The organism is Pseudobutyrivibrio sp. YE44, assembly GCF_900104335.1.
Lineage (GTDB): Bacteria > Bacillota > Clostridia > Lachnospirales > Lachnospiraceae > Pseudobutyrivibrio.
In genome coordinates, this window is sequence record NZ_FMXT01000002.1 from 455856 (window position 1) to 475753 (window position 19898).

Here is a 19898-nt window from a genome sequence, read left to right on the forward strand (position 1 = left end):
TTATTTCTGACCCTTAGCTGCCATCATCTGCGCGATAGTAGATACGAACTGAACCATAGGCTGAGTCTGAATCATAATTCTACCAGGACCTGTAACAACAGTGTTGAAAAGTCCCTCGCCACCGAAGAGGATGTTTGTCATACCCTTAATCATCACAATATCAATAGAGCAGGTATCATCCATCATAACAAGATAACCTGTGTCGATGGTCATCTTCTCACCTGGAGCAAGATCATACTCAACAACACCACCATCAATCTCAATAAGAACATCACCATTTCCTGAGAGTCTGTTCATGATGAAGCCTTCACCTCCAAAGAAACCTGAACCAAGCTTCTTCTGGAAGAAGATTGAAAGATCCACGCTTTCATCCTTTGCAAGGAAAGACCCCTTCTGAACAACAATACTCTTTTCTGGTGTAATTGTTATCTTTCTGATTTCACCTGGTGCATGTGCGCCGATTGAAAGGATACCTGGCTTTTCTGCAACATAGCGATTCATAAATAATGACTCACCAGAAAAAGCTCTACCAAACATCTTTCCAAGTCCACCACCAGTGTTGGTCTCCATTCTGATTCCTTCACTCATCCATGCCATAGCACCTGACTCACAGTTAATAGCTTCACCTGCGTCAAGGTTACATATAGCTACTGGGAAATTACCACCCTTAAATTCACACTTCATTTGTTCTCCTCCTAACGTATATACGATTAATTAGTTGGTTATTATAATACCATAAAGTGCTGTATGTGTCGAAAATGACAAAAATTGTCGCACAATTATAACCTTTATATTGTAATTGTGATAATATATTCTATGTGACAATAGTGTGATAAATGCTTTGCTAAAATGCTCACATGAATATATATGTTGTTACCGAGGAGGAGAATATGGAGTCAAAACACATTGTAGTTAGTGATTTGCAGGGGCAATTTGATAGCATCAATGAAGTACTTGATGACTATCTTTTCCGCTTAAATATTACGGGGAAAAACGCGCTTAGATTTAATCTTTTAGCAGAGGAGGCAGTGAGACTTACAAAGTCCATTATGGACGAAAACGATTCGGTAGAGTTATGGTTTGATGGCAATGCGCGAATATCCCACATATGCATTCAATCAAAGTGTAAGATGGACCCAAATAAACAGGAGGAGTTTATTTCTTTATCATCAAAGCACACAAATGATGCTGACCGCACTTTTTTTGATGACTTAAAAGAGACAATCGTTAAGCCAAAGGTAGCTACCTGGTCCTTGGCAGGTTATGAGGCTATGCTTACGGTAAAACGCCGAGAAGATAAGTATTCCCAGGAAGCTTGGGATAATTTAGAGCGTTCTGTACTTGCTAACCTTGCAGATGATATTTCTGTAGGTGTTAAAGGAAATAATGTCCTGATAATTATCACCAAGGATTTCACAGAATCTATTGAAAGCATCAGCGCAAAAAAGGCAAAACTTCATACTGAACGAATTTATTTCAACAATGATAGCGGTTTTATAAGCAGCGCTTTAAACTCTGTTGAGTCAGGATTACCAGCACTTGAACTTGGCAAAAAAGACGAGCTTCATGTGAAGCTATTGTTTGAAGAAACTATAGGAATGGTTAAGGAAATCTCAGGTGACTTTGCCGCAATCATTTGGGCAGAAAGATACAAGAGACAATGTGCCATTCGTTTAATCCTTGCCACAAGAATGGATATTGATAAGAAGACTGAATTCTTAAAAGCATCTTCCAACAGAAAGAATGCTGCAGTTAATGGTTTTATGGACAAGATTAGAGATATCATTGAGACTGGTGTTCTTAGCTACGAAGATGTTTCCAGACTTCAGCAGAAATATAACGGCGGAATGATAAACTATGGTGCCATGGGAACATACCTAGACAGTGGAGTCGGCGCAAATCCAACCTACATTGGCGGTGTCAACTGGTCATTAGGAGATTACAGAGATTCTCTACAGAAACAGATGGTTACAGAGTACGGTCAGGAAGCTTGGGATGAACTTGAAAGATCAATAGTTGCAAGTCTATCAAGAGATGTGATTGTTGGAATCAAGAGAGACAGCGTGACAATGACTATAGTTTATGACGTCAAGGAGGGAAATTAGTTATGTTAAATATCACAAAGGAACAAAATGGCGGCGTTGAATTTATTATCTTAGAGGGACGCTTGGATACTAACACTGCGCCAACACTTGAGGACGAAATTAAGGATTCCTTAGAGGGAATTAGTGAGCTTGTTTTTGATTTATCAAGACTTGAGTATATTTCCAGTGCAGGACTTCGTGTTCTTCTGACTACACAGAAAGCTATGAACAAACAAGGGAATATGGTAGTGAAGAATGTTTCTCCTGCTATTATGGAAATCTTTGAAGTGACAGGCTTCTCGGATATTCTTACGATTGATTAACAATGATAAAAAAGCTGCAACACAGTATTTCATTCTGTGTTACAGCTTTTTCTCTTTTTATCAAATACTAGATTTCCTTAGTAAGCACCTTAGTCATAAGTGTAATTCTTTTTTTATCCTCCTAAAATCAAATTATTCAACAAACTTCTTCCTTGTTTCCTCTGTCTTCTCAAAGATACCATCTTTATATATGTATTTCACATCTACAGCCTCGACATTACTTGAGTAGAATGAACCATCTATAACTTTTTCTTTTACCAATGAGTCTATCTCGTCATCGCCTGATGAAACGCTGAAAAGCCCATCTTCACTAATGCTTTCCGGTATATTAGCTTGCTCCTTGTCTGGCATCTCATCTGTTTTACTATTAGCTTCATTTTTAGTACACACGGTCGTAAATAAAACTAAGATTAAAGACCACAATATAGCTTTTTTTAAATATACATTAAATCTCATATCACAAAAATTAATACTGTTCCTGTTTACATTCTTAATGTATCCATTCGACAGGGTCTCCGTAATTATTATTCATCCAGTCATAGATGTCCTCATTTACTACTTTACCGCCCACTTCTAGTCTATTGCCGTATGAACCATCTTCCTTCTGTTCTCCGTGAGATTCTCCTAGAAGAATTTCCTCCATACCACTACTATCTATCTTCATGCGACGAAAATACCAATCACCAGCCCCTCCAGAACCATAATATTTACCATCTTTTTGAAGTTCTTCAAAACACCGTTCAGACCTTAGAACGACGTAAATATTGTCATCGTCTCTTGTAAGAATCAGATAATGTCCACCGGATTCAATTATATGAATGACCAGTTCTTTACCATTTTGATTATCTAAATCAATTAAAACAAGTTCTCCAACGTCTTTAGGTTCATCAACCTTCAAATCCTCCATATACTCTTGAAGTGATGATTGCCTATTATCTAAATCAAGACTATAAAACTTCTCTCTCCTCTCTAATACCGGAAGATAATCTTGAAAATCTGTTTTTTCATCAGGTGTCATCTGTTCTTCAAAATGTTTCCAATCAATCTTGTCGACTATTGTATTATCTGAAGCTATAGAATCACTATTTTTTTCATTTTTATTAGCTTGATCTTTGACTATTATCTCATCTGTTTTACTATTAGCTTCATTTTTAGTACACGCGGTCATAAATAAAACTAAGAGTACAGACCACAATATAGCTTTTTTCAAATACATATTAGACCTCATATCATTCAACTTTAAAAGGTTTTCTTGTTAATCGGATTCGACAACATTTATTAGAATGGCATTATATAATAGATTATCTAAATTATCTAAATCATAATGAAATCCATTCTCTCGGTATTTATAATATCTTAGTCTTATCGTCTTATCATCTGTATCAGAAATATTGCTAACATTTATGCTGATATGAAATTCATCATTTGGGAATAACGCATGTAATTTATATCCCCACAGCTCTACTATATCCAATGCTAAACGTAAGCTCTGTTCATATGTTATTCCATCAAAATAACTTCCAATAAGAAATTCACTACGATCCCATTCCCACTCAGACAAATCAACATCTTCATATAACTCGACAGTTTCAAGTGCTACTTTAGCTCGATCATTTATCTTCATAAAAACAGCATTTTTCACCTTATATATTTCTGGATTGATAACCGATAATTTCCCAGTAAAATCAAATGTATTATCAATATCTCGTATTTTTAAAAGTTCCTCTTTCATAAGATTATTCATTCTAATCATTTTATATTTCTCCTTTAATATAATTTAGAAGAACGGTTCCTCGCCAAGATACTTTAAAATAAGATATAATCTTTCCTATTCTATACTGTTATTCCTAACTAGCCAACACTTTGGCAAATTTAGCATAATTCTGGCAACAAAAAAAGGATTGATTACGCTACTGCGTAACCAATCCTTTTTAATACTAAGCTTTATTTACAAAACCCACCTGCTCCAAATGCTTCATGTAGACGCTGAGGCGCTCGTAAAGAGGCTCGGCTTCGTCGCCATATTTATCGTGAACAAGAAGTCCAATGTCGTAGACACTGCGCTTGCCATCTATGCATTTGAAAATGAAGCTTCCTAATCCCTCAAGGGTTATGAAGGAAGTATGTGGCTTCTTAAAGAAGCGCTGGGCTATTCGATTTGTAAAGCCTTTATTTTCCATTTCGACAACCACCTGACCTGACTCGTCTTCAGTCCATGAAATGCTGTCGCTTATTTTAAACACATGGTCTAAAAAATTTTCTTTATTATTCATCTTTCTTTGCCATAGCTGCCTTTAATACAGCTGCAGTAACAATAACGATAAGGATTAATGCTGGAACGTTACCTGTTGGGATAACTGAGCTTAAGTTAATCTTATCTGTGATTCCAACTACTGTGAGGATTGCAAGAAGTACACCTACAATACCTTCACCAGCAATAAGTCCTGAACAGAAAAGAATACCCTTTCCTGACTCATCCTTCTGCTCACCGAACTTCTTGTCAGCATACTTTCTAACAAGACCACCAATCATGATTGTTGATGAAAGCTCAAGTGGAAGGTAAAGACCAATTGAAACTGGAAGTGCTCCGATGCCAAGGATTTCAATAACGATTGAAATGAATGCACCGATGAAAATAAGTGTCCAAGGAAGGTTTCCATCCATAACACCTTCGATGATCATCTTCATCATTGTAGCCTGTGGAGCTGCAAGCATATCTGAACCAAATCCATAAGCAGAATCAAGAAGGATCATAACACCACCGATAGCAAGTGCTGCTGCAACTGTACCGAGGATTTCACCAATCTGCTGCTTCTTAGGTGTAGCACCAAGGATGTAACCAGTCTTTAAATCCTGTGATGTATCACCAGCCATACATGCTGCGATACAGATTACAGAACCGATTGCGATAGCACCCTGCATTCCGTGAACACCAGTATCGCCAAGTGCCTTAAGGCAGATTGTAGCGATAAGGATTGTAGCGATTGTCATACCAGAAACTGGGTTGTTTGAGCTACCTACAAGACCAACCATACGTGAACTTACGGCACTGAAGAAGAAACCGAAGATTACGATGATGATAGCACCTACAAGTGTAACAGGTACTGCTGGTACAAGCCAGATTGCTACGATAAGAACAAGGATTGAACCAAGTACAAAACGAATATCCATATCAAGGGCTGTACGCTCTGTTGATGAAGAGCCAGCTGTCTTGATGCTCTTGATAGAATCAACGAATGTTCTAACAATGAGTGGAAGTGTCTTAATAAGTGAGATGATACCAGCTGAAGCTACGGCACCAGCACCGATGTACTTAATGTACTTTGACCAGATTGCTGCTGCACCACCTGCTGCATAAAGCTCTGCAACAGATACGTCTGCTGGATACATAACAATGTCGCCACCGAAAGTAACGATTGCTGGAATAAGTACGAACCAACCAAGGATACCACCAGCAAACATGTATGCTGAGATACGTGGTCCACAGATGTAACCAACTGAAACAAGTGCTGGATAAACCTCTGCAGAGAACTCTGTCTTAAGAGCGTCAAGCTTGATTGTAAATACTGACTGGATAGCGCAAAGTCCGTCAACTACGAACTTAACAACAGCACCGATTCCCATACCAAGGAATACAGACTTTGCTGAAGAACCACCTTCCTCACCAGCTAAAAGAACCTCTGCACAAGCTGTTCCTTCTGGATATGGAAGCACGCCATGCTCCTGAACGATAAGTGCACTACGAAGTGGCACCATAAAGAATACACCAAGTAAACCACCGAAAAGTGCGATTACTGTGATTGTAGCAAGTGAAGGTGTGTCCATAACGCCTTCCTTTGCCCAAATGAAAAGTGCAGGCATTGTGAAGATTGCACCTGCTGCAAGTGATTCACCAGCAGAACCTACTGTCTGAACCATGTTGCTTTCAAGGATTGAATCCTTTTTCATGATAATGCGGATAACAGCCATTGAAATAACTGCTGCTGGGATTGAAGCAGAAACTGTCATACCAACTCTAAGGCCAAGGTATGCGTTAGCTGCACCAAAGATAACTGCAAGAAGAAGACCCATAATAATAGATGTAGGGGTCATCTCAGGAGTAACCTTATCCGCAGGGATGTAAGGTTTGAATTCCTCTTTCATAATATATATTCTCCTTTTCTAAACACGAGTGTATCTATTATATATTTACTTTAAAGTGTTGGCAATTCGCTGTACTAAAGCGTTAAAGTATTCCGTAGCGTATCATAGTATAAAAAAATAGAGGCTACATAACCTTGGCAAGCGCGAGCAGGGAAGTATCATGCCAAGCTAGGAGGGAGCCGCGTAGCGGAAAGTTGCCTAGCGAAGGTATGAGGGGTGCCCTGCGGGAGCATGTAAGACTACATAGCCTCTATATTATTTATAGTTTACCACCAGACGTAGCTATACCTTCAATGAACTGCTTCTGGAAGATTACGTAGATTACAATCATAGGGAGGCACGCGATGAGCGCTGCTGCCATAAGCTCTGGGTAGTTAGATGAGAACTGTCCCTGCATCTTTGAAAGGGCGCTGGCAAGTGTTGTCTGATTTGTATCAGGACACACAATCATTGGCCACATCAAATCCTTATAAGCAAACACTGCTGTGAAGATTCCAAGTGCTACCATTGAAGATTTTGCCAGTGGAGCCATTACAAATAGGAAGGTTTGACCGATGTTACAACCATCAAGTCTGGCTGCCTCCTCAAGCTCCTTTGGAAGTCCCATATAAGCTTGTCGAAGTAAGAAGGTTCCAAAGGCTGATACCAAACCTGGGAATAAAAGTCCAAGCATTGTATTAGTCCAACCAAGCTTACTTACCATAACGTACTGTGGAATGATGAAGATTTGAGATGGAATCATCATCTGGAACAGTACAAGTCCAAACATAAAATTCTTTCCTTTGAAGTTTAGTCGCGCGAATGCATAGCCTGCTATTGTTGATGTGAGCACTGCACAAAGGACACGAAGTGCAATCATCATAACAGTATTAAAGTATAAACGTCCGAAGTTTACATTATGCATAACCTCAGTGAAGTTATCCAATCTGAACTTGGATGGCAGGATAACGAAAGGATCCATCTGAGTTGACTCGCCAACGGTCTTGAAGGCTGTCAGTACCATCCATGCAAAAGGAACCAGCATAATGAAGGACATAATCAGTAATATTACATATATTAAAGTTTTATTCTTACTCTTCATTTCAATCACCTTCCTATTAATTGTAGTGTACCCATTTCTTCTGTCCAATCATCTGTAAAACAGTGAAGAACATAATGACTACCAGAAGAACAACTACTACAGTTGCACCGTAGCCCTTGTTGCTTTGCTGGAAGGAATATTTATAGAAGAGACATACCAAAGACTGTGTCTTGTTTAGTGCTGGGTTGTTGTTGTCAATTACCATGTAGATAACGTCGAACACCTGCATAGCTGCAATGATTCTTGTAACAAGTACAAAGAAGATTGTAGGTGAAACAAGTGGAATGGTGATGCTGAAGAACTGCTGCACACCAGTTGCTCCGTCGATTGCTGCTGCCTCATAATAATCCTTTGGCACTTCCTGAAGTCCTGCTAAAAACAGAACCATGTTATAACCAATGATTGACCAAATACCAATTACAGCGATTGAATAAATAGCAATCTTAGGATCTGAAACCCAGTTTGTCTTTCCTGGTAAGATGTGATTTAATAATCCGAATTCTGAATTGTAAAGCCACTTCCAAACCATAGCGATGGCTGCTGGAGCAGCTACCATTGGCAGGAAGAATATAGTTCTAAAGGTGCTTTTGCCCTTAATTTTCCCATTTAAAAATACTGCTAAAACCAACGAAATAATGATAGAAAGTGGAACCTCTACCACTGCGTATTTTAGTGTGTTTATAAGTGCCTGCCAAACCTCTGTGTCAGCAAACACCTTGGCATAGTTGGCGCCACCTACGAAGATGTTGCCCTTGCCGAAATCTCCAGTTTTAAAAAAGCTTTGATAAATTGTTTGAAAGATTGGAATGATATTTAGAACAATAAGACCAATCATAGTTGGAAGAATAAAAAGCCATCCCCAAATGAATTCACTTCTCTGACGTCCCGTAACCTTTGGTTTATTACCCATAACAAAACTCTCCTACTAAAAATGATAAAAGGTGCAGCGCGCTTAACACTGCACCCTCAATCAAATTAATACTTATATTACAAAAAGAATAAAGAAGAAAAAAGTTTACTCCTCACTAAGAGTCTGATTCATGCTATCACAGATTTCCTGGCAAACTGTCTTAACATCCTTTTCGCCAGTCCAAGCTTCCTTAAGCTTCTCTGTCTGCATATCTTCCCATACTGTTGTGTACTTAGAGTATGGTCTGAATACAAGGTCTGCCTCAAGCATCTGCATATGACCGTTAAGGTCGAACTTATCTGTACAGTTAACCCACTTGTCTGAGCAGCCTTCATAAGCTGACATTGTAACACCAAGCTCTGCCTGCTTCTCCTGCATTTCCTTAGAGCCTAACCACTCGATGAGTGACCATGCAGCATCAGGATTCTTTGTGTTTGCTGAAGCAGCCCAACCAAGTCCGTTGTAAATTGAAACTCTCTTACCTGTCTTAGCATCCTTTGGAAGAACAGCTACGTCACAGTTTGCTGCTGTGTACTCGTTGTCCTTGAATGCTGCTACCATCCAAGAGCCCTGTGTAACCATTGCAACCTTACCTGACTCAAAGAGCACATCTGCACCTGACTCAGAGATTGTGTTAAGGTCTGGGCAAGAGCCGTCCTGAACCATATCTACAAATAACTGAATTGCCTTCTGTGTTTCTGGCTTGTCATAACCTGAAGCCTTCTTATCATCGCTGATGATTTCTCCGCCCATTGAGTATACTGCGTTGTAGAAGGAATCCTGGTTGTTAGATGGAGCAATTGCATATCCCCAGTGATCATCGTTTGTAAGCTTCTTTGCAGCATCTGCGAAATCATCCCATGTCCAAGTGTCGTCTGGATAAGCAACACCCATCTCATCGAAGATTGTCTTGTTGTACCAAAGAGCGATTGTATCGATATCCTTTGGAACTGCATACTGCTTATCATTTGACTTGTAAAGGTCTACGATACCTTCGTAGTAATTGCCCATGTCAATCTTGTCGCTAGCTGCGATCTTGTCTGTTAAATCCATGAGCATATCATTTTCCATGTATTTCTGTGCCTGATTTGAATGCATCCAGAATACGTCAGGAAGCTCTCCACCTGAAGCACCTGCCTCAAGGAGTGTCCAATAGTCATCCCATCCTACAACCTGAATTGTAGCCTTAACTCCTGACTCAGCTGACCACTCATCAATAATTTCCTGAAGACCTGGTCTCTGATTTTCATCCCAAATAGAAACAGTGAGTTCTCCCTCAACACTGCCCTTCATTGCCTCTGGTGCATCTGCCGAATCTGTTGTTGTGTCTGCGCTTGAAGAATCCCCTGATGAACCACAAGCCATCATAGACACTGCCATGAATCCACTAAGGATTAAAGCTGCTAATTTCTTAGCCTTCATAATACCTACCTCCCAAAATTGTTTTCAGTTTACGTTCCCTCCGAAACTATACCTATAATACATATATTTCACATTCTGTGGTATGGAATATTTCATCCTATAGATGTCATTTTGTGACATCTGGTCCAAAAGGCATGGACACTTTAGTGTCCAACTTTTGTGGTCTTCTTTAGGTCTTTTTTATGCCTTAAGAATAAACATCCTCGATGTAAAGTCCCCTTTATCCATGTACCAAGGCTCATCCTTTTCCATTGTGCCAAGGCCACGTTCCATAAGGAAGTCACCGTAAAGCTTTTCTTTATCATTTACTGTATAAACAAGATTCTCATCAAGTCCCTGAAGTTTAATATGCTCCATTCCAACATTTGGAGTCTTAAGTGACTTGTACATAACAACGATGGCTGTCTTCTTATCCTCTGAAACTACCATCCAGCTAGATGTGTTCTTCTCAAATGGCGACTGAAGACGATACAAGGTACCATACTGGAAAAGACCTCTATATTCCTTCATAAACACAATCTGCTTCTTAACCTGTGCAAACTCTTCCTCAGAAACCTCGTTAAGATCAAGCTCATATCCGAAGGTTCCAAAGCAAGCAATGTTTGCTCTATCATCAGCATCCATAGAACGGCCTGTCTGGTTGTTAGGTGACTTAGAAACATGGGCACCAATTGAAGAAATTGGATAACCGTAGCTTGTGCCGTACTGAATCTTTACACGCTCATGTCCATCTGTGTCATCTGAGCACCAAGCCTGTGGAGCATAGTAAAGCATACCTGCATCAAAACGTCCGCCACCGCTGGCACATGACTCAAATAGGATATGTGGGAAATCTGCAATCAATCTCTCATAGAGGCTGTATACGCCCATGATGTATTTGTGATATACCATTCCCTGATATTCAGGTGCCACATTCTGGCTGAAGCACTCTGTAATAGAGCGGTTCATATCCCATTTAATGTAGCTGATGTTTGCCTTTGAAATCACATCGTAAAGCTGATGATAAATGTTATCTACCACCTCTGGCTTTGAAAAATCAAGAACCATCTGATGACGTCCAAGAGTGCGTCTTCTATCTGGAGCAGCAAGAACCCAATCAGGATGTGCTCTGTAAAGATCTGAATCTGGGTTTACCATTTCAGGCTCAATCCAAAGACCAAAGTCCAAGCCAAGGTCATTAACCTTTTTAGCAAGACCTGTAATTCCATCTGGCAACTTATTCGTATTTACGAACCAATCTCCAAGACCTGCATAATCGTCATTTCTCTTTCCAAACCAACCATCATCGAGAACGAAAAGTTCAACACCAGCTTCCTTCCCCTTCTTTGCAATGTTAAGAATTTTCTCCTCGTCAAACTCCATCTCTGTAGCTTCCCAGTTGTTGAGAAGGATTGGTCTTGGCTTGTTCTTGAATGGTGAACGAACAAGGTTGTTGTTCATAAACTTGTGAAGGTTCTGACTCAAATCATTGAGACCTTCCTTTGTGTAGGAAATGATAACCTCTGGTGTATCAAAAGTCTCAGCAGACTTAAGTTGCCATACAAACCAATTAGGATTTATACCCATTGTGAAGCGAAGCTTACCATAGTTATCCACCTCAGCCTTAGCAGCAAAGTTGCCGCTGTACACAAGATTGATTCCCATAGCCTCACCCTGGAACTCATCTGCATTCTTTCTCTTAAGAATGATGAAAGGATTAAAGTTTGCGCTAGAGTGTCCTCTCATACTTTCGATAGATATGATGCCCTTTTCAACAGAGCGAACATGAGGATAACGCTCACGTCCCCATGCGCCTTCAAACTGCATCCAATCATATTCGTAATCAGGAAGGTCGATACAGCAGCTAAGAGCTTTTGTAAGCTTAACCTCATCTGAACCAATATTTTTGAAGCTAGCGTGACGAGTGATGATTGAGTAGTTTTCAAAGATTGTATAGTAAAGTGTAACCTCAACCTTTGCCACCTCATCAACACAAACTATCTCAAGTGTTGTTGCCTCCTCATCCGTATTTACGTAGCTGGCTGGAAGTCCTGGAATCTGCTTCTTACCCTTGTAAATCTCATAGCGGTCATACATAAGATTTGTTACGCGAGAGCCATTGCTCTGTCTGATTTCGTAGGCAGCACCTCTAAAATCACCATTGCCAAAAGCTGGATACTCAAGGCATGCAAGCTCCTTTGTGTAATTCTCATCATCGGTCACTGGGCAGCAAAGTGGTCTTCCTGCCAAGGTCTGATATCCATATATAATCTGATTTTCATTTATTCTTTTGCCAAAATAAAGCTGGCCAATCTCTCCATCACGACATTCGCCAATCACATAACTGATTTTTGAATTGTATAAATGAAACTGCTTCTCCTGTTCAAAAACTTTAATTGCCATAATGCCTCCTGTGAATCTGTCATTCATTCTGTTTTTTTGATAGAATACATTATATTGAGAATTGTAGAAAAAGTAGATGTTATTATTAACCTTTTAAATGTCATTTTGTGACTTAGGGCCCAAAAGGCATGGACACTTTAGTGTCCAACTTTTGTGGCCTAGTAAGCTTTAGCTTACATTAAATGGCCCAAAAGGCATGGGAGATATTATGGAAGTAACCGGAGTAGATAAAGTTAAATTCGTTGACTATACAAAATCAAATGATTTTTACCTTTTTGAGGTAGGCCGCTACAAATGTGGCCCTAAATATAATTATGGCCCAATCGTTCGCACCAGGACCATCTTTCACTATGTAATTTCAGGAAAGGGATTTCTGATTTTAAATGATACCCGCTTCGAAGTGTGTGCCGGCCAGGGGTTTTTAATCCCTGCCAAATGCAAGGCCTACTACGAAGCAGATGAAGAAGAACCTTGGGAGTATGCATGGATGCACGTGGACGGTCCACGTACTTTGGAATTATTTACCAGTGCAGGAATCACCGCCGAACAACCTATCTTTGTTCCTACCAAGGATTCCTCTAAGCTTCTTGATATACTTTCAGAAATTTACAACCATAGCGACAGAGAATGCTACTGCTATGCCAAGGTTTACGAATTCTTCGACTTCATAGTTTCAAATTCTAAGAACAGAGTGTTGCATGAGGTTGACCCTCGCTTAGCCTACGTGAAATCTGCAGTAAACTACATTCGACTTAAGTATTCAGAGCCAATAAGCATCGTGGACATAGCCAGCGCCTGCGGACTTAATCGCAGCTACCTTACCCGCGTCTTCAAGCACGCCACCGGCTACACCCCACAGGAATACTTAAGCTCCTATCGCATGAAAAAAGCTACTGAGCTTCTACTTGAAAGTACAGAAAGCGTCAGTAGCATAGCGTTCCTCGTAGGGTACTCCGATGCCTTCACCTTCTCCAAAGCCTTCAAACGCGCCAAGGAAGTATCACCTTCCGAATACCGCAAACTACACGGCGTAGAAGTCTAACACAGCTTCAATGCGTTTGCTAGTTCGGTGAGCTGTGCTGACGAAGCCTCGTTGAGGGTGGACTTGATGGTTACGACTGGCTCAAGGAATTCAAGGTTCTTCATAGGCTCGAGAATAGCCTTCATGTTCTTGGCAGCCTGTGGTGCCCAGGTTCCGTTTTCAACGAAGCCTACCTTACGGTTCTGGTAAGCCTTTGCTGTAAGATGATGTAGGAAGTCCTGCATAGGGAGGAACAATCCTCCATCATAGGTGCTTGCGCAGCAAACCATCTTGTCAAAGTAGAAGGCACGTGCCACAGCCTCTGACATAGACTCACGACATACATCGATGAACATAGTCTTTACGCCGGCAGCCTTAAGCTCTTCTTCCAGCTGAAGGGCAGCTTTTTTTGTATTTCCATGAATGGATGCAGAAACAATAAGGACGCCTTCTTCCTCTGGTGTGTAGCTGCTCCACTTGTCATAAAGATCAATATAATATCCAAGATTTTCTGTAAGAATTGGTCCGTGTAGTGGACAGATTGTCTGGATATCAAGGGCGGCCGCCTTTTTCAACAATCCCTGAACTGATGCGCCGTACTTACCCACAATGTTGAGATAATATCTACGTGCTTCATCAATCCAAGGCTCATCCACATCAAGGGCGCCAAACTTTCCAAAGCCATCAGCTGAGAAAAGAACCTTCTCTGAGCTTTCGTAGGTTACCATAACCTCTGGCCAATGAACCATAGGTGCCATAACAAAGGTAAGTGTGTGGCTACCAAGTGAAAGTGTATCTCCCTCTGCCACTACGTGTTTACGATTTTCAAAAAGATCTGCATCCATAAACTGTCCCATCATAGGGAAAGTCTTTGCATTTCCAACTACAACAGTGTCAGGATACTTTTCAAGGAATGTCTTGATAGAACCTGAGTGGTCTGGCTCCATATGCTGCACTACAAGGTAGTCAGGCTTCTTGCCGCCAAGCTCCTTCTCGAGATTTGCAAGCCACTCATCAGTAACTCGTGGATCTGCTGTATCCATAACAGCAATCTTATCATCCATAATCACATATGAATTGTAAGACACACCATTTGGCACTGGATACTGGCTCTCAAAAATCCCGATAGTCTTGTCATTACAACCAATATACTTTATTGAATCTGAAAAATTTGTACTCATTTTTGCCCCCTTCTAAACTATTTTGTTACTTATATATTACCAAAAATGATACGGATTCACTAGACTACATCTTTTGATATATCACCAGAAGGGTTCTTAATTTATATTCACAAGAAAAAACGAGTGAAATCCGAAGATTTCACTCGCTGACTTTTATGGGATTTTCTTAGACGTCCCATTTTATTTTATTGGGAATATGTTATATTACTCAAAGCTATATGAAATTGTGCTTGGAGCCTTGCCTGAACCTACAAATCCGAAGGTGATTTCTCTACCATTCTCGATTGTCTTGTTCCAATCAAGTGGAGTGATTACATAGTAATCTCCGCTTTCTTCAACCTTTACGCACCAACTAGAATCGATTTTAACTTCGCTCTTCTTAAGCTTAAGCTTCCAACCATCGACTGTCTTTCCAGATTTGTTAGTAATCTTGAAGTTTGCAGTATAGCCGGTGTTCCAGCTGCTTAAGTCATAAGATGCTGTAAGTTCTGTCTTATCTACTGGAGGATTATCGATAGGAGGATTATCGATTGGTGGATTGTCGATTGGTGGGTTGTCAATTGGTGGATTATCAATTGGGTCTTCCTTTTCAGGTGCTGATAATGCTTTCCAAGAATCAAACTGTACTGAGCTTCCATCTCGTACTGCTACGAAATAAAGATCATGTACACCCTCAAGGTTGCTAGCAACTTGGACAGTTCTCTCTGTAACTTCACCACTTACCATAGCGCCTGCAAGAACCTCACCGTCTGCCTTGTCAACTCTAATCTCAAGTTTGTTAGGCTTTGTTGCGCCTGCCTTAATAAGTAACGCTTTAACGCCCTTTGAGAAGTCTACATTCTTAGCTACAACATAACCATTTGTCTTGATTACTACTGAATCCTTCTTTGGAGATACCATTGCATCCTTAAGCTCTGCTGATGCCTCTGCCTCTACTGTCTCATAAGGATTAACTGTTGTAGTCTCCACTGGTGGATTATCTACTGGTGGATTATCGATTGGTGGATTATCAATTGGGTCTTCCTTCTCTGGTGCTGATAATGCTGTCCATGAATCAAGCTGTACTGAGCCACCATCTTTTACTGTTACGAAATAAAGGTCATGCACACCTTCAAGGCTCTTTGAAACTTTTACAGTTCTCTCTGTAACTGCACCACTTACCATAGCGCCAGCAAGAACCTCGCCATCAGCCTTATCAACTCTTATCTCAAGTCTATTAGGATTTGTTGCTCCTGCCTTAATATTTAATGCAGCAACACCCTTTGAGAAATCTACATTCTTTGCTACAACATAACCATTTGTCTTGATGACTACAGAATCCTTCTTTGGAGAAATCATAGCATCCTTAAGCTCTGCAGAAGCCTCTGCCTCTACTGTCTCATAAGGATTAACTGTTGTAGTCTCTACAGGTGGGTTATCTACTGGTGGATTATCAATTGGTGGATTTTCCACTGGTGGATTATCAATTGGATCCTGCTTTCCTGGTGCTGATAATGCTGACCATGAATCAAACTGTACAGAACCTCCATCTCTTACTGTTACGAAATAAAGATCATGTACACCCTCAAGGCTCTTTGATACCTTGACTGTTCTCTCTGCAACAGCTCCGCTAACCATAGCACCTGCAAGAACCTCACCATCTGCCTTATCAACTCTTATCTCGAGTTTGTTAGGATTTGTTGCTCCTGCCTTAATGATTAATGCCGCAATCCCCTTTGAGAAATCTACATTCTTTGCTACAACATAACCATTTGTCTTGATTACTACTGAATCCTTCTTTGGAGAAATCATAGCATCCTTAAGTTCTGCTGAAGCTTCTGCTTCTATTGTTGTATAAGGATTAAGATTTTCTGCTGCCAATGAAGTAAAGCTTGTGGATGTAAAAACTAATCCAGTAGCAAGTAACATGCTTAAAAAAGCAACCACTTTTCTTTTCATAGGTACTTATGTCCCCCTTTAAATAAATTTTTTATTACATTTACTTAAACGTTTTAGTGCTCGAGCAATTTCATTGTAACAAACCCGTAACATTTCTAATATGCAATTGTTGTCCTTGAGTGATTAAAAATTGCCTTAATTTCTACGAAATTTCATTTTACGTGTATTATTACACAAACTGTGGTTTAAAATTTCAGATATAATTACTTAATGTTTAGAAGTGCCTCCCCTTTTCTTCAACAAAAAAGGAATGAGTCATGAAACTCATCCCCTAAATAAGCATATCTTACAACTAATTCAAGCATAATGGTTGTTCTTATTACTTTACAAGAAGCATATTATTAACATTCTTCTTATACAAATCATAGTCCTTAGGATCGATTTTGAGTAGCTTCATTACTTCCTCTAATCCCTGTCCCGTTGTATCCATAAGGTCAATGATTGACTGTGTTTTTGTATTTATCTCTGTTTTCTCTCTAATTCCTTCCGCATTACTCTCTTTACTAGCTTTATAATACTTCATAATTTACGAAATATCAACCAGAATAGCAAACAAAAGTTCTGTTTTTGATATTATAGTTCTTGTGAATCTTTCCTATTCATAGCTTTTGCACTCTCACAATCTAGATATGTATGGCTCAGACTAACGACTCTATTGTTTATTACTAAGGTTCTCAAAGAACCCATCAATTTGAGACATAAGCTTTATTTTACCGGCTGTCTTTAAAATGTATCCCTGAGGCTTCAGGTCCAAAACCTTTGTGACACTTTCCTTGTCCCCCTTACCAGTGAGGAATATAACAGGAATATTTGCCGTGGCAGTTTCACTTCTAATCATCTCTAAAACCTGAGGCCCTGAGGTTACAGGCATTTCATAATCCAGCATAATCAAATCTGGTGTATTTTTGGCAATGTAGGTTATAGCCTGCATTCCAGAGTTTACTATGGTGACCCTGTATTTCTTTGATAGCCAAACCTTTACCAGCTTAAGGTAAGTAGGATCGTCATCCACCAAGAGAATAGAATACTTTTTGCTATTCTCATCAGAGTTCATTCCTACTTCTACCATGGCTTCGGCCAGCATCTTTACATCAAGTGGTCGAGAAAAAATGTTGTCGATTGTACCTTGTGGTGCCACACGGTTTAGGTCTGCCACCTCGGTGGCATCCCCGATAATATTCAAGGATTTATCCTGCTCAATGCATATGTCTTTTAGATAAACAAAGGCTTCCTTTGCATCCTCAACATAATCCCCAAGATACACAAGTACTATCTCTGCATCGTCCAGCTTTTCCTTTAGATCCTTTATTTTAGGTTCACTCTTAACTACCTCGAAACCAACCCCTATGAGATTTTTTTCTATAGCCTCCACCATAAAGGTGGAACCATTGCTTATAATTAAAATTTTCTTTGCCATAATTTATCCCTCGATTGTTTACGATTTGATGGCACCGTCTACTAAGCCTCCCATGATTTGCTTCTGTGCAAACAGAAAGAGAATAATCATAGGGATGATTGCAAGCATTGCTGCTGTAAGAATCAAATCCCACTGCTTTACATAGGAACCCACGAAGGCCTGAACTGCAACTGGAAGTGTCTTTACCTTTCCATTATGACCAAGCATAAGGGATGGAAGAAGGTAATCATTCCAAATCCACATTCCGTTTAGGATTGTGACAGTCACAATTGGTGGCTTCAAAAGAGGAAGAATAATGTTGAAATATATTCTCTCTGGTGAACATCCATCAATTGATGCAGCTTCTTCAAGCTCATATGGAACAGTCTTTATGAAGCCTGTCAGAATAAACACTGTCATTGCTCCACCGAAGCCAAGGTATGCAAATATGATACCATGGAAGGACTGTAGCATACTGATTCCAAGAAACTTGCCCACATCTCTAAAGGTAGAGATAAGTGGAAGCATAACTACCTGGAATGGAATAATCATTGATGCAATAAAGGTCATGTAGATAAACACAGACCATTTTGTTTTGTTACGGCAGATTACCCATGCAGCCATTCCTCCGAAAAGTGCTAAAAGCACAAGGGATAGAATGGTAACAACAGCTGAGGTGAAAAATGCTGACCAGAAGCTGAAGTTGGAATTGTTGATTACTGAAACAAGATTGTTGTGAAGCTTTGTCACAGACATTCCTGCCATGCTGACTGGGTTTGCCACAATATCATTTGCACTTCTGAATACGTTAATTACCACAAGTGCAAATGGGAATAACACGTAAATTGCTATAAGCAAAAATACAAGTCTAATTAAAACTCCTAAAGGTGTAAGCTTTTTAACCATTACATCTCCACCTCCCTCTTATTAGATATACGAACCTGAAGTATTGATACTATTGATAAGATGATGAAGAATAAAACGGCCTTTGCCTGACCCATTGCATAGTTGTTTTTAGTGATAGCTGTGTTGTAAATATTCAGGGCTAACATCTGTGTACCATTTGATAGATACTGGCCCATGAAATCCTGTACCGAACCAGTTCCGTTTGTTAACGACATATTTACATCAAACTGCTTGAAGGCAGATTGTAAAGTCAGGAAGGTGCAGATTGTAATTGTTGATGCAATCATTGGAAGCTTAATCTTGAAGAATGTCTGTACCGCTGTTGCACCATCAATTGCTGCAGCCTCAATAACATCACTTGGAACTGTAGTAAGACCAGTGATGTAAATCATCATAATGTATCCTGCATACTGCCAAACGTAAACCATAACAATGGCAAGAAAGGCTGTGTTATATTTTGAAAGCATTGAACTGTTATAGTTGAATGCATCTAATGTCCACTTCAAAACTACGTTGTTGAAAATGAATTGCCAAATATAACCAAGTACGATACCACCAATTAGGTTTGGTATGAAATATGCTGCTCTAAAGAATCCTACGGCTCTGATTTTGCTGGTACAAAGTACTGCAAGGGCAAGACCGATTACATTTACAGCAATCATATTGATAATTACAAATACTACTGTGATGATTAATGACCAAAGAAAGCTTGGGTCTTTGAACATTGCTGTGTAGTTAGATAATCCAACAAATCCAGTCATTCTAATACCGTTCCAATCTGTGGTGGAATAGAAAAGACCAAGGCCAAAGGGAATAATAACTGTCACTGCAAAACAAAATAACAGTGGAAATAAGAAAATTATATTGATTATTGTTTTATGATGCTTTTGGGTCGGAATAAAATATAAACCTGTAAAGAAGAGCAAAATACCAAGGATTAGTAAAGCCCCTCTGAAAGAAAGCTCCATTCCCATGATATCAATTACTAAGGCTACTATTGTGCTGACAAGTCCCAACAACAAAACAACAATCGATGCTATTCTCTGTGCTGATTTATTGCTACTCATAGAGAATCCTCCTTCACGGATAACACGAGATGAGTTGTCCAGGG

19 protein-coding genes are annotated in these 19898 nt (G+C 39.7%); 3 read left to right on the plus strand and 16 right to left on the minus strand.

The window, feature by feature from the left end; all coding sequences use genetic code 11:
- Positions 1-684: a TIGR00266 family protein gene (locus tag BLR54_RS06195; RefSeq protein ID WP_090418246.1), complete on the minus strand. Its 684-nt coding sequence runs from the start codon at positions 682-684 to the stop codon at positions 1-3.
- Positions 685-890: 206 nt separating this feature from the next.
- On the opposite strand from BLR54_RS06195, the gene BLR54_RS06200 reads away from it, so the two are divergent.
- Together BLR54_RS06200 and BLR54_RS06205 are read left to right on the plus strand one after the other, a co-directional pair.
- Complete coding sequence (locus BLR54_RS06200; protein ID WP_090418249.1) at positions 891-2105, plus strand: hypothetical protein; 1215 nt, start codon at positions 891-893, stop codon at positions 2103-2105.
- A 2-nt stretch (positions 2106-2107) separates the two neighbouring features.
- Positions 2108-2407, plus strand: coding sequence for an STAS domain-containing protein (locus BLR54_RS06205; protein WP_090418252.1), 300 nt, complete (start codon positions 2108-2110; stop codon positions 2405-2407).
- Positions 2408-2539: 132 nt separating this feature from the next.
- Here BLR54_RS06205 and BLR54_RS06210 read toward each other — a convergent pair whose 3' ends face one another.
- The 9 genes from BLR54_RS06210 to BLR54_RS06250 form a co-directional block, all read right to left on the minus strand.
- Complete coding sequence (locus BLR54_RS06210; RefSeq protein ID WP_090418254.1) at positions 2540-2863, minus strand: hypothetical protein; 324 nt, start codon at positions 2861-2863, stop codon at positions 2540-2542.
- A gap of 34 nt (positions 2864-2897) precedes the next feature.
- A complete protein-coding gene (locus BLR54_RS06215; RefSeq protein ID WP_090418257.1) occupies positions 2898-3623 on the minus strand; it encodes a hypothetical protein in 726 nt (241 codons plus the stop codon).
- A gap of 39 nt (positions 3624-3662) precedes the next feature.
- Entirely contained in the window at positions 3663-4160 is a 498-nt protein-coding gene (locus BLR54_RS06220) for a hypothetical protein (protein WP_090418259.1), read from the minus strand.
- A gap of 184 nt (positions 4161-4344) precedes the next feature.
- Positions 4345-4680, minus strand: coding sequence for a PqqD family protein (locus BLR54_RS06225; RefSeq protein ID WP_090418261.1), 336 nt, complete (start codon positions 4678-4680; stop codon positions 4345-4347).
- Positions 4673-6550: an OPT family oligopeptide transporter gene (locus tag BLR54_RS06230; protein ID WP_090418263.1), complete on the minus strand. Its 1878-nt coding sequence runs from the start codon at positions 6548-6550 to the stop codon at positions 4673-4675. The genes BLR54_RS06225 and BLR54_RS06230 overlap by 8 nt, the downstream gene beginning before the upstream one ends.
- Before the next feature lie 259 nt (positions 6551-6809).
- A complete protein-coding gene (locus tag BLR54_RS06235; RefSeq protein ID WP_090418265.1) occupies positions 6810-7631 on the minus strand; it encodes a carbohydrate ABC transporter permease in 822 nt (273 codons plus the stop codon).
- A gap of 16 nt (positions 7632-7647) precedes the next feature.
- Positions 7648-8541 carry a carbohydrate ABC transporter permease gene (locus BLR54_RS06240; RefSeq protein WP_090418268.1) on the minus strand — a complete coding sequence of 298 codons (894 nt, stop codon included), beginning with the start codon at positions 8539-8541 and terminating at the stop codon, positions 7648-7650.
- Positions 8542-8646: 105 nt separating this feature from the next.
- Positions 8647-9963, minus strand: a complete 1317-nt coding sequence (locus BLR54_RS06245) for an ABC transporter substrate-binding protein (RefSeq protein WP_090418271.1) — start codon at positions 9961-9963, stop codon at positions 8647-8649.
- Positions 9964-10143: 180 nt separating this feature from the next.
- A complete protein-coding gene (locus BLR54_RS06250) occupies positions 10144-12345 on the minus strand; it encodes an alpha-galactosidase (RefSeq protein ID WP_090418273.1) in 2202 nt (733 codons plus the stop codon).
- 208 nt (positions 12346-12553) lie between these two features.
- Between BLR54_RS06250 and BLR54_RS06255 the strand changes: the two genes are divergently transcribed.
- Positions 12554-13387 carry an AraC family transcriptional regulator gene (locus tag BLR54_RS06255; protein WP_176761869.1) on the plus strand — a complete coding sequence of 278 codons (834 nt, stop codon included), beginning with the start codon at positions 12554-12556 and terminating at the stop codon, positions 13385-13387.
- Here the strand turns inward: BLR54_RS06255 and BLR54_RS06260 are convergent.
- The 6 genes from BLR54_RS06260 to BLR54_RS06285 all read right to left on the minus strand — a co-directional run bounded on the left by BLR54_RS06260 (position 13384) and on the right by BLR54_RS06285 (position 19854).
- Positions 13384-14547, minus strand: a complete 1164-nt coding sequence (locus BLR54_RS06260) for an FprA family A-type flavoprotein (protein WP_090418279.1) — start codon at positions 14545-14547, stop codon at positions 13384-13386. The two genes, BLR54_RS06255 and BLR54_RS06260, sit on opposite strands and share 4 nt — an antisense overlap.
- Before the next feature lie 204 nt (positions 14548-14751).
- Positions 14752-16485 carry a cellulose binding domain-containing protein gene (locus tag BLR54_RS14930; protein WP_090418282.1) on the minus strand — a complete coding sequence of 578 codons (1734 nt, stop codon included), beginning with the start codon at positions 16483-16485 and terminating at the stop codon, positions 14752-14754.
- A gap of 319 nt (positions 16486-16804) precedes the next feature.
- The gene (locus BLR54_RS06270) at positions 16805-17008 is read right to left on the minus strand and encodes a hypothetical protein (protein ID WP_090418285.1); all 204 of its coding nucleotides are present in this window, start codon (positions 17006-17008) and stop codon (positions 16805-16807) included.
- 129 nt (positions 17009-17137) lie between these two features.
- On the minus strand, positions 17138-17902 hold the full coding sequence (locus BLR54_RS06275) for a response regulator (RefSeq protein ID WP_090418288.1): 765 nt from the start codon (positions 17900-17902) through the stop codon (positions 17138-17140).
- 18 nt (positions 17903-17920) lie between these two features.
- On the minus strand, positions 17921-18787 hold the full coding sequence (locus BLR54_RS06280; protein WP_090418291.1) for a carbohydrate ABC transporter permease: 867 nt from the start codon (positions 18785-18787) through the stop codon (positions 17921-17923).
- Positions 18787-19854, minus strand: coding sequence for a carbohydrate ABC transporter permease (locus BLR54_RS06285; protein WP_090418295.1), 1068 nt, complete (start codon positions 19852-19854; stop codon positions 18787-18789). The genes BLR54_RS06280 and BLR54_RS06285 overlap by 1 nt, the downstream gene beginning before the upstream one ends.
- Positions 19855-19898 lie beyond the last annotated feature (44 nt).

Bases quoted from the DNA above. Each gene is read 5' to 3' on its own strand.
- BLR54_RS06195 (WP_090418246.1), bottom strand. From the start codon at position 684: ATGAAGTGTGAATTTAAGGGTGGTAATTTCCCAGTAGCTATATGTAAC.
- BLR54_RS06200 (WP_090418249.1), top strand. From the start codon at position 891: ATGGAGTCAAAACACATTGTAGTTAGTGATTTGCAGGGGCAATTTGAT.
- BLR54_RS06205 (WP_090418252.1), top strand. From the start codon at position 2,108: ATGTTAAATATCACAAAGGAACAAAATGGCGGCGTTGAATTTATTATC.
- BLR54_RS06210 (WP_090418254.1), bottom strand. From the start codon at position 2,863: ATGAGATTTAATGTATATTTAAAAAAAGCTATATTGTGGTCTTTAATC.
- BLR54_RS06215 (WP_090418257.1), bottom strand. From the start codon at position 3,623: ATGTATTTGAAAAAAGCTATATTGTGGTCTGTACTCTTAGTTTTATTT.
- BLR54_RS06220 (WP_090418259.1), bottom strand. From the start codon at position 4,160: ATGATTAGAATGAATAATCTTATGAAAGAGGAACTTTTAAAAATACGA.
- BLR54_RS06225 (WP_090418261.1), bottom strand. From the start codon at position 4,680: ATGAATAATAAAGAAAATTTTTTAGACCATGTGTTTAAAATAAGCGAC.
- BLR54_RS06230 (WP_090418263.1), bottom strand. From the start codon at position 6,550: ATGAAAGAGGAATTCAAACCTTACATCCCTGCGGATAAGGTTACTCCT.
- BLR54_RS06235 (WP_090418265.1), bottom strand. From the start codon at position 7,631: ATGAAGAGTAAGAATAAAACTTTAATATATGTAATATTACTGATTATG.
- BLR54_RS06240 (WP_090418268.1), bottom strand. From the start codon at position 8,541: ATGGGTAATAAACCAAAGGTTACGGGACGTCAGAGAAGTGAATTCATT.
- BLR54_RS06245 (WP_090418271.1), bottom strand. From the start codon at position 9,963: ATGAAGGCTAAGAAATTAGCAGCTTTAATCCTTAGTGGATTCATGGCA.
- BLR54_RS06250 (WP_090418273.1), bottom strand. From the start codon at position 12,345: ATGGCAATTAAAGTTTTTGAACAGGAGAAGCAGTTTCATTTATACAAT.
- BLR54_RS06255 (WP_176761869.1), top strand. From the start codon at position 12,554: ATGGAAGTAACCGGAGTAGATAAAGTTAAATTCGTTGACTATACAAAA.
- BLR54_RS06260 (WP_090418279.1), bottom strand. From the start codon at position 14,547: ATGAGTACAAATTTTTCAGATTCAATAAAGTATATTGGTTGTAATGAC.
- BLR54_RS14930 (WP_090418282.1), bottom strand. From the start codon at position 16,485: ATGAAAAGAAAAGTGGTTGCTTTTTTAAGCATGTTACTTGCTACTGGA.
- BLR54_RS06270 (WP_090418285.1), bottom strand. From the start codon at position 17,008: ATGAAGTATTATAAAGCTAGTAAAGAGAGTAATGCGGAAGGAATTAGA.
- BLR54_RS06275 (WP_090418288.1), bottom strand. From the start codon at position 17,902: ATGGCAAAGAAAATTTTAATTATAAGCAATGGTTCCACCTTTATGGTG.
- BLR54_RS06280 (WP_090418291.1), bottom strand. From the start codon at position 18,787: ATGGTTAAAAAGCTTACACCTTTAGGAGTTTTAATTAGACTTGTATTT.
- BLR54_RS06285 (WP_090418295.1), bottom strand. From the start codon at position 19,854: ATGAGTAGCAATAAATCAGCACAGAGAATAGCATCGATTGTTGTTTTG.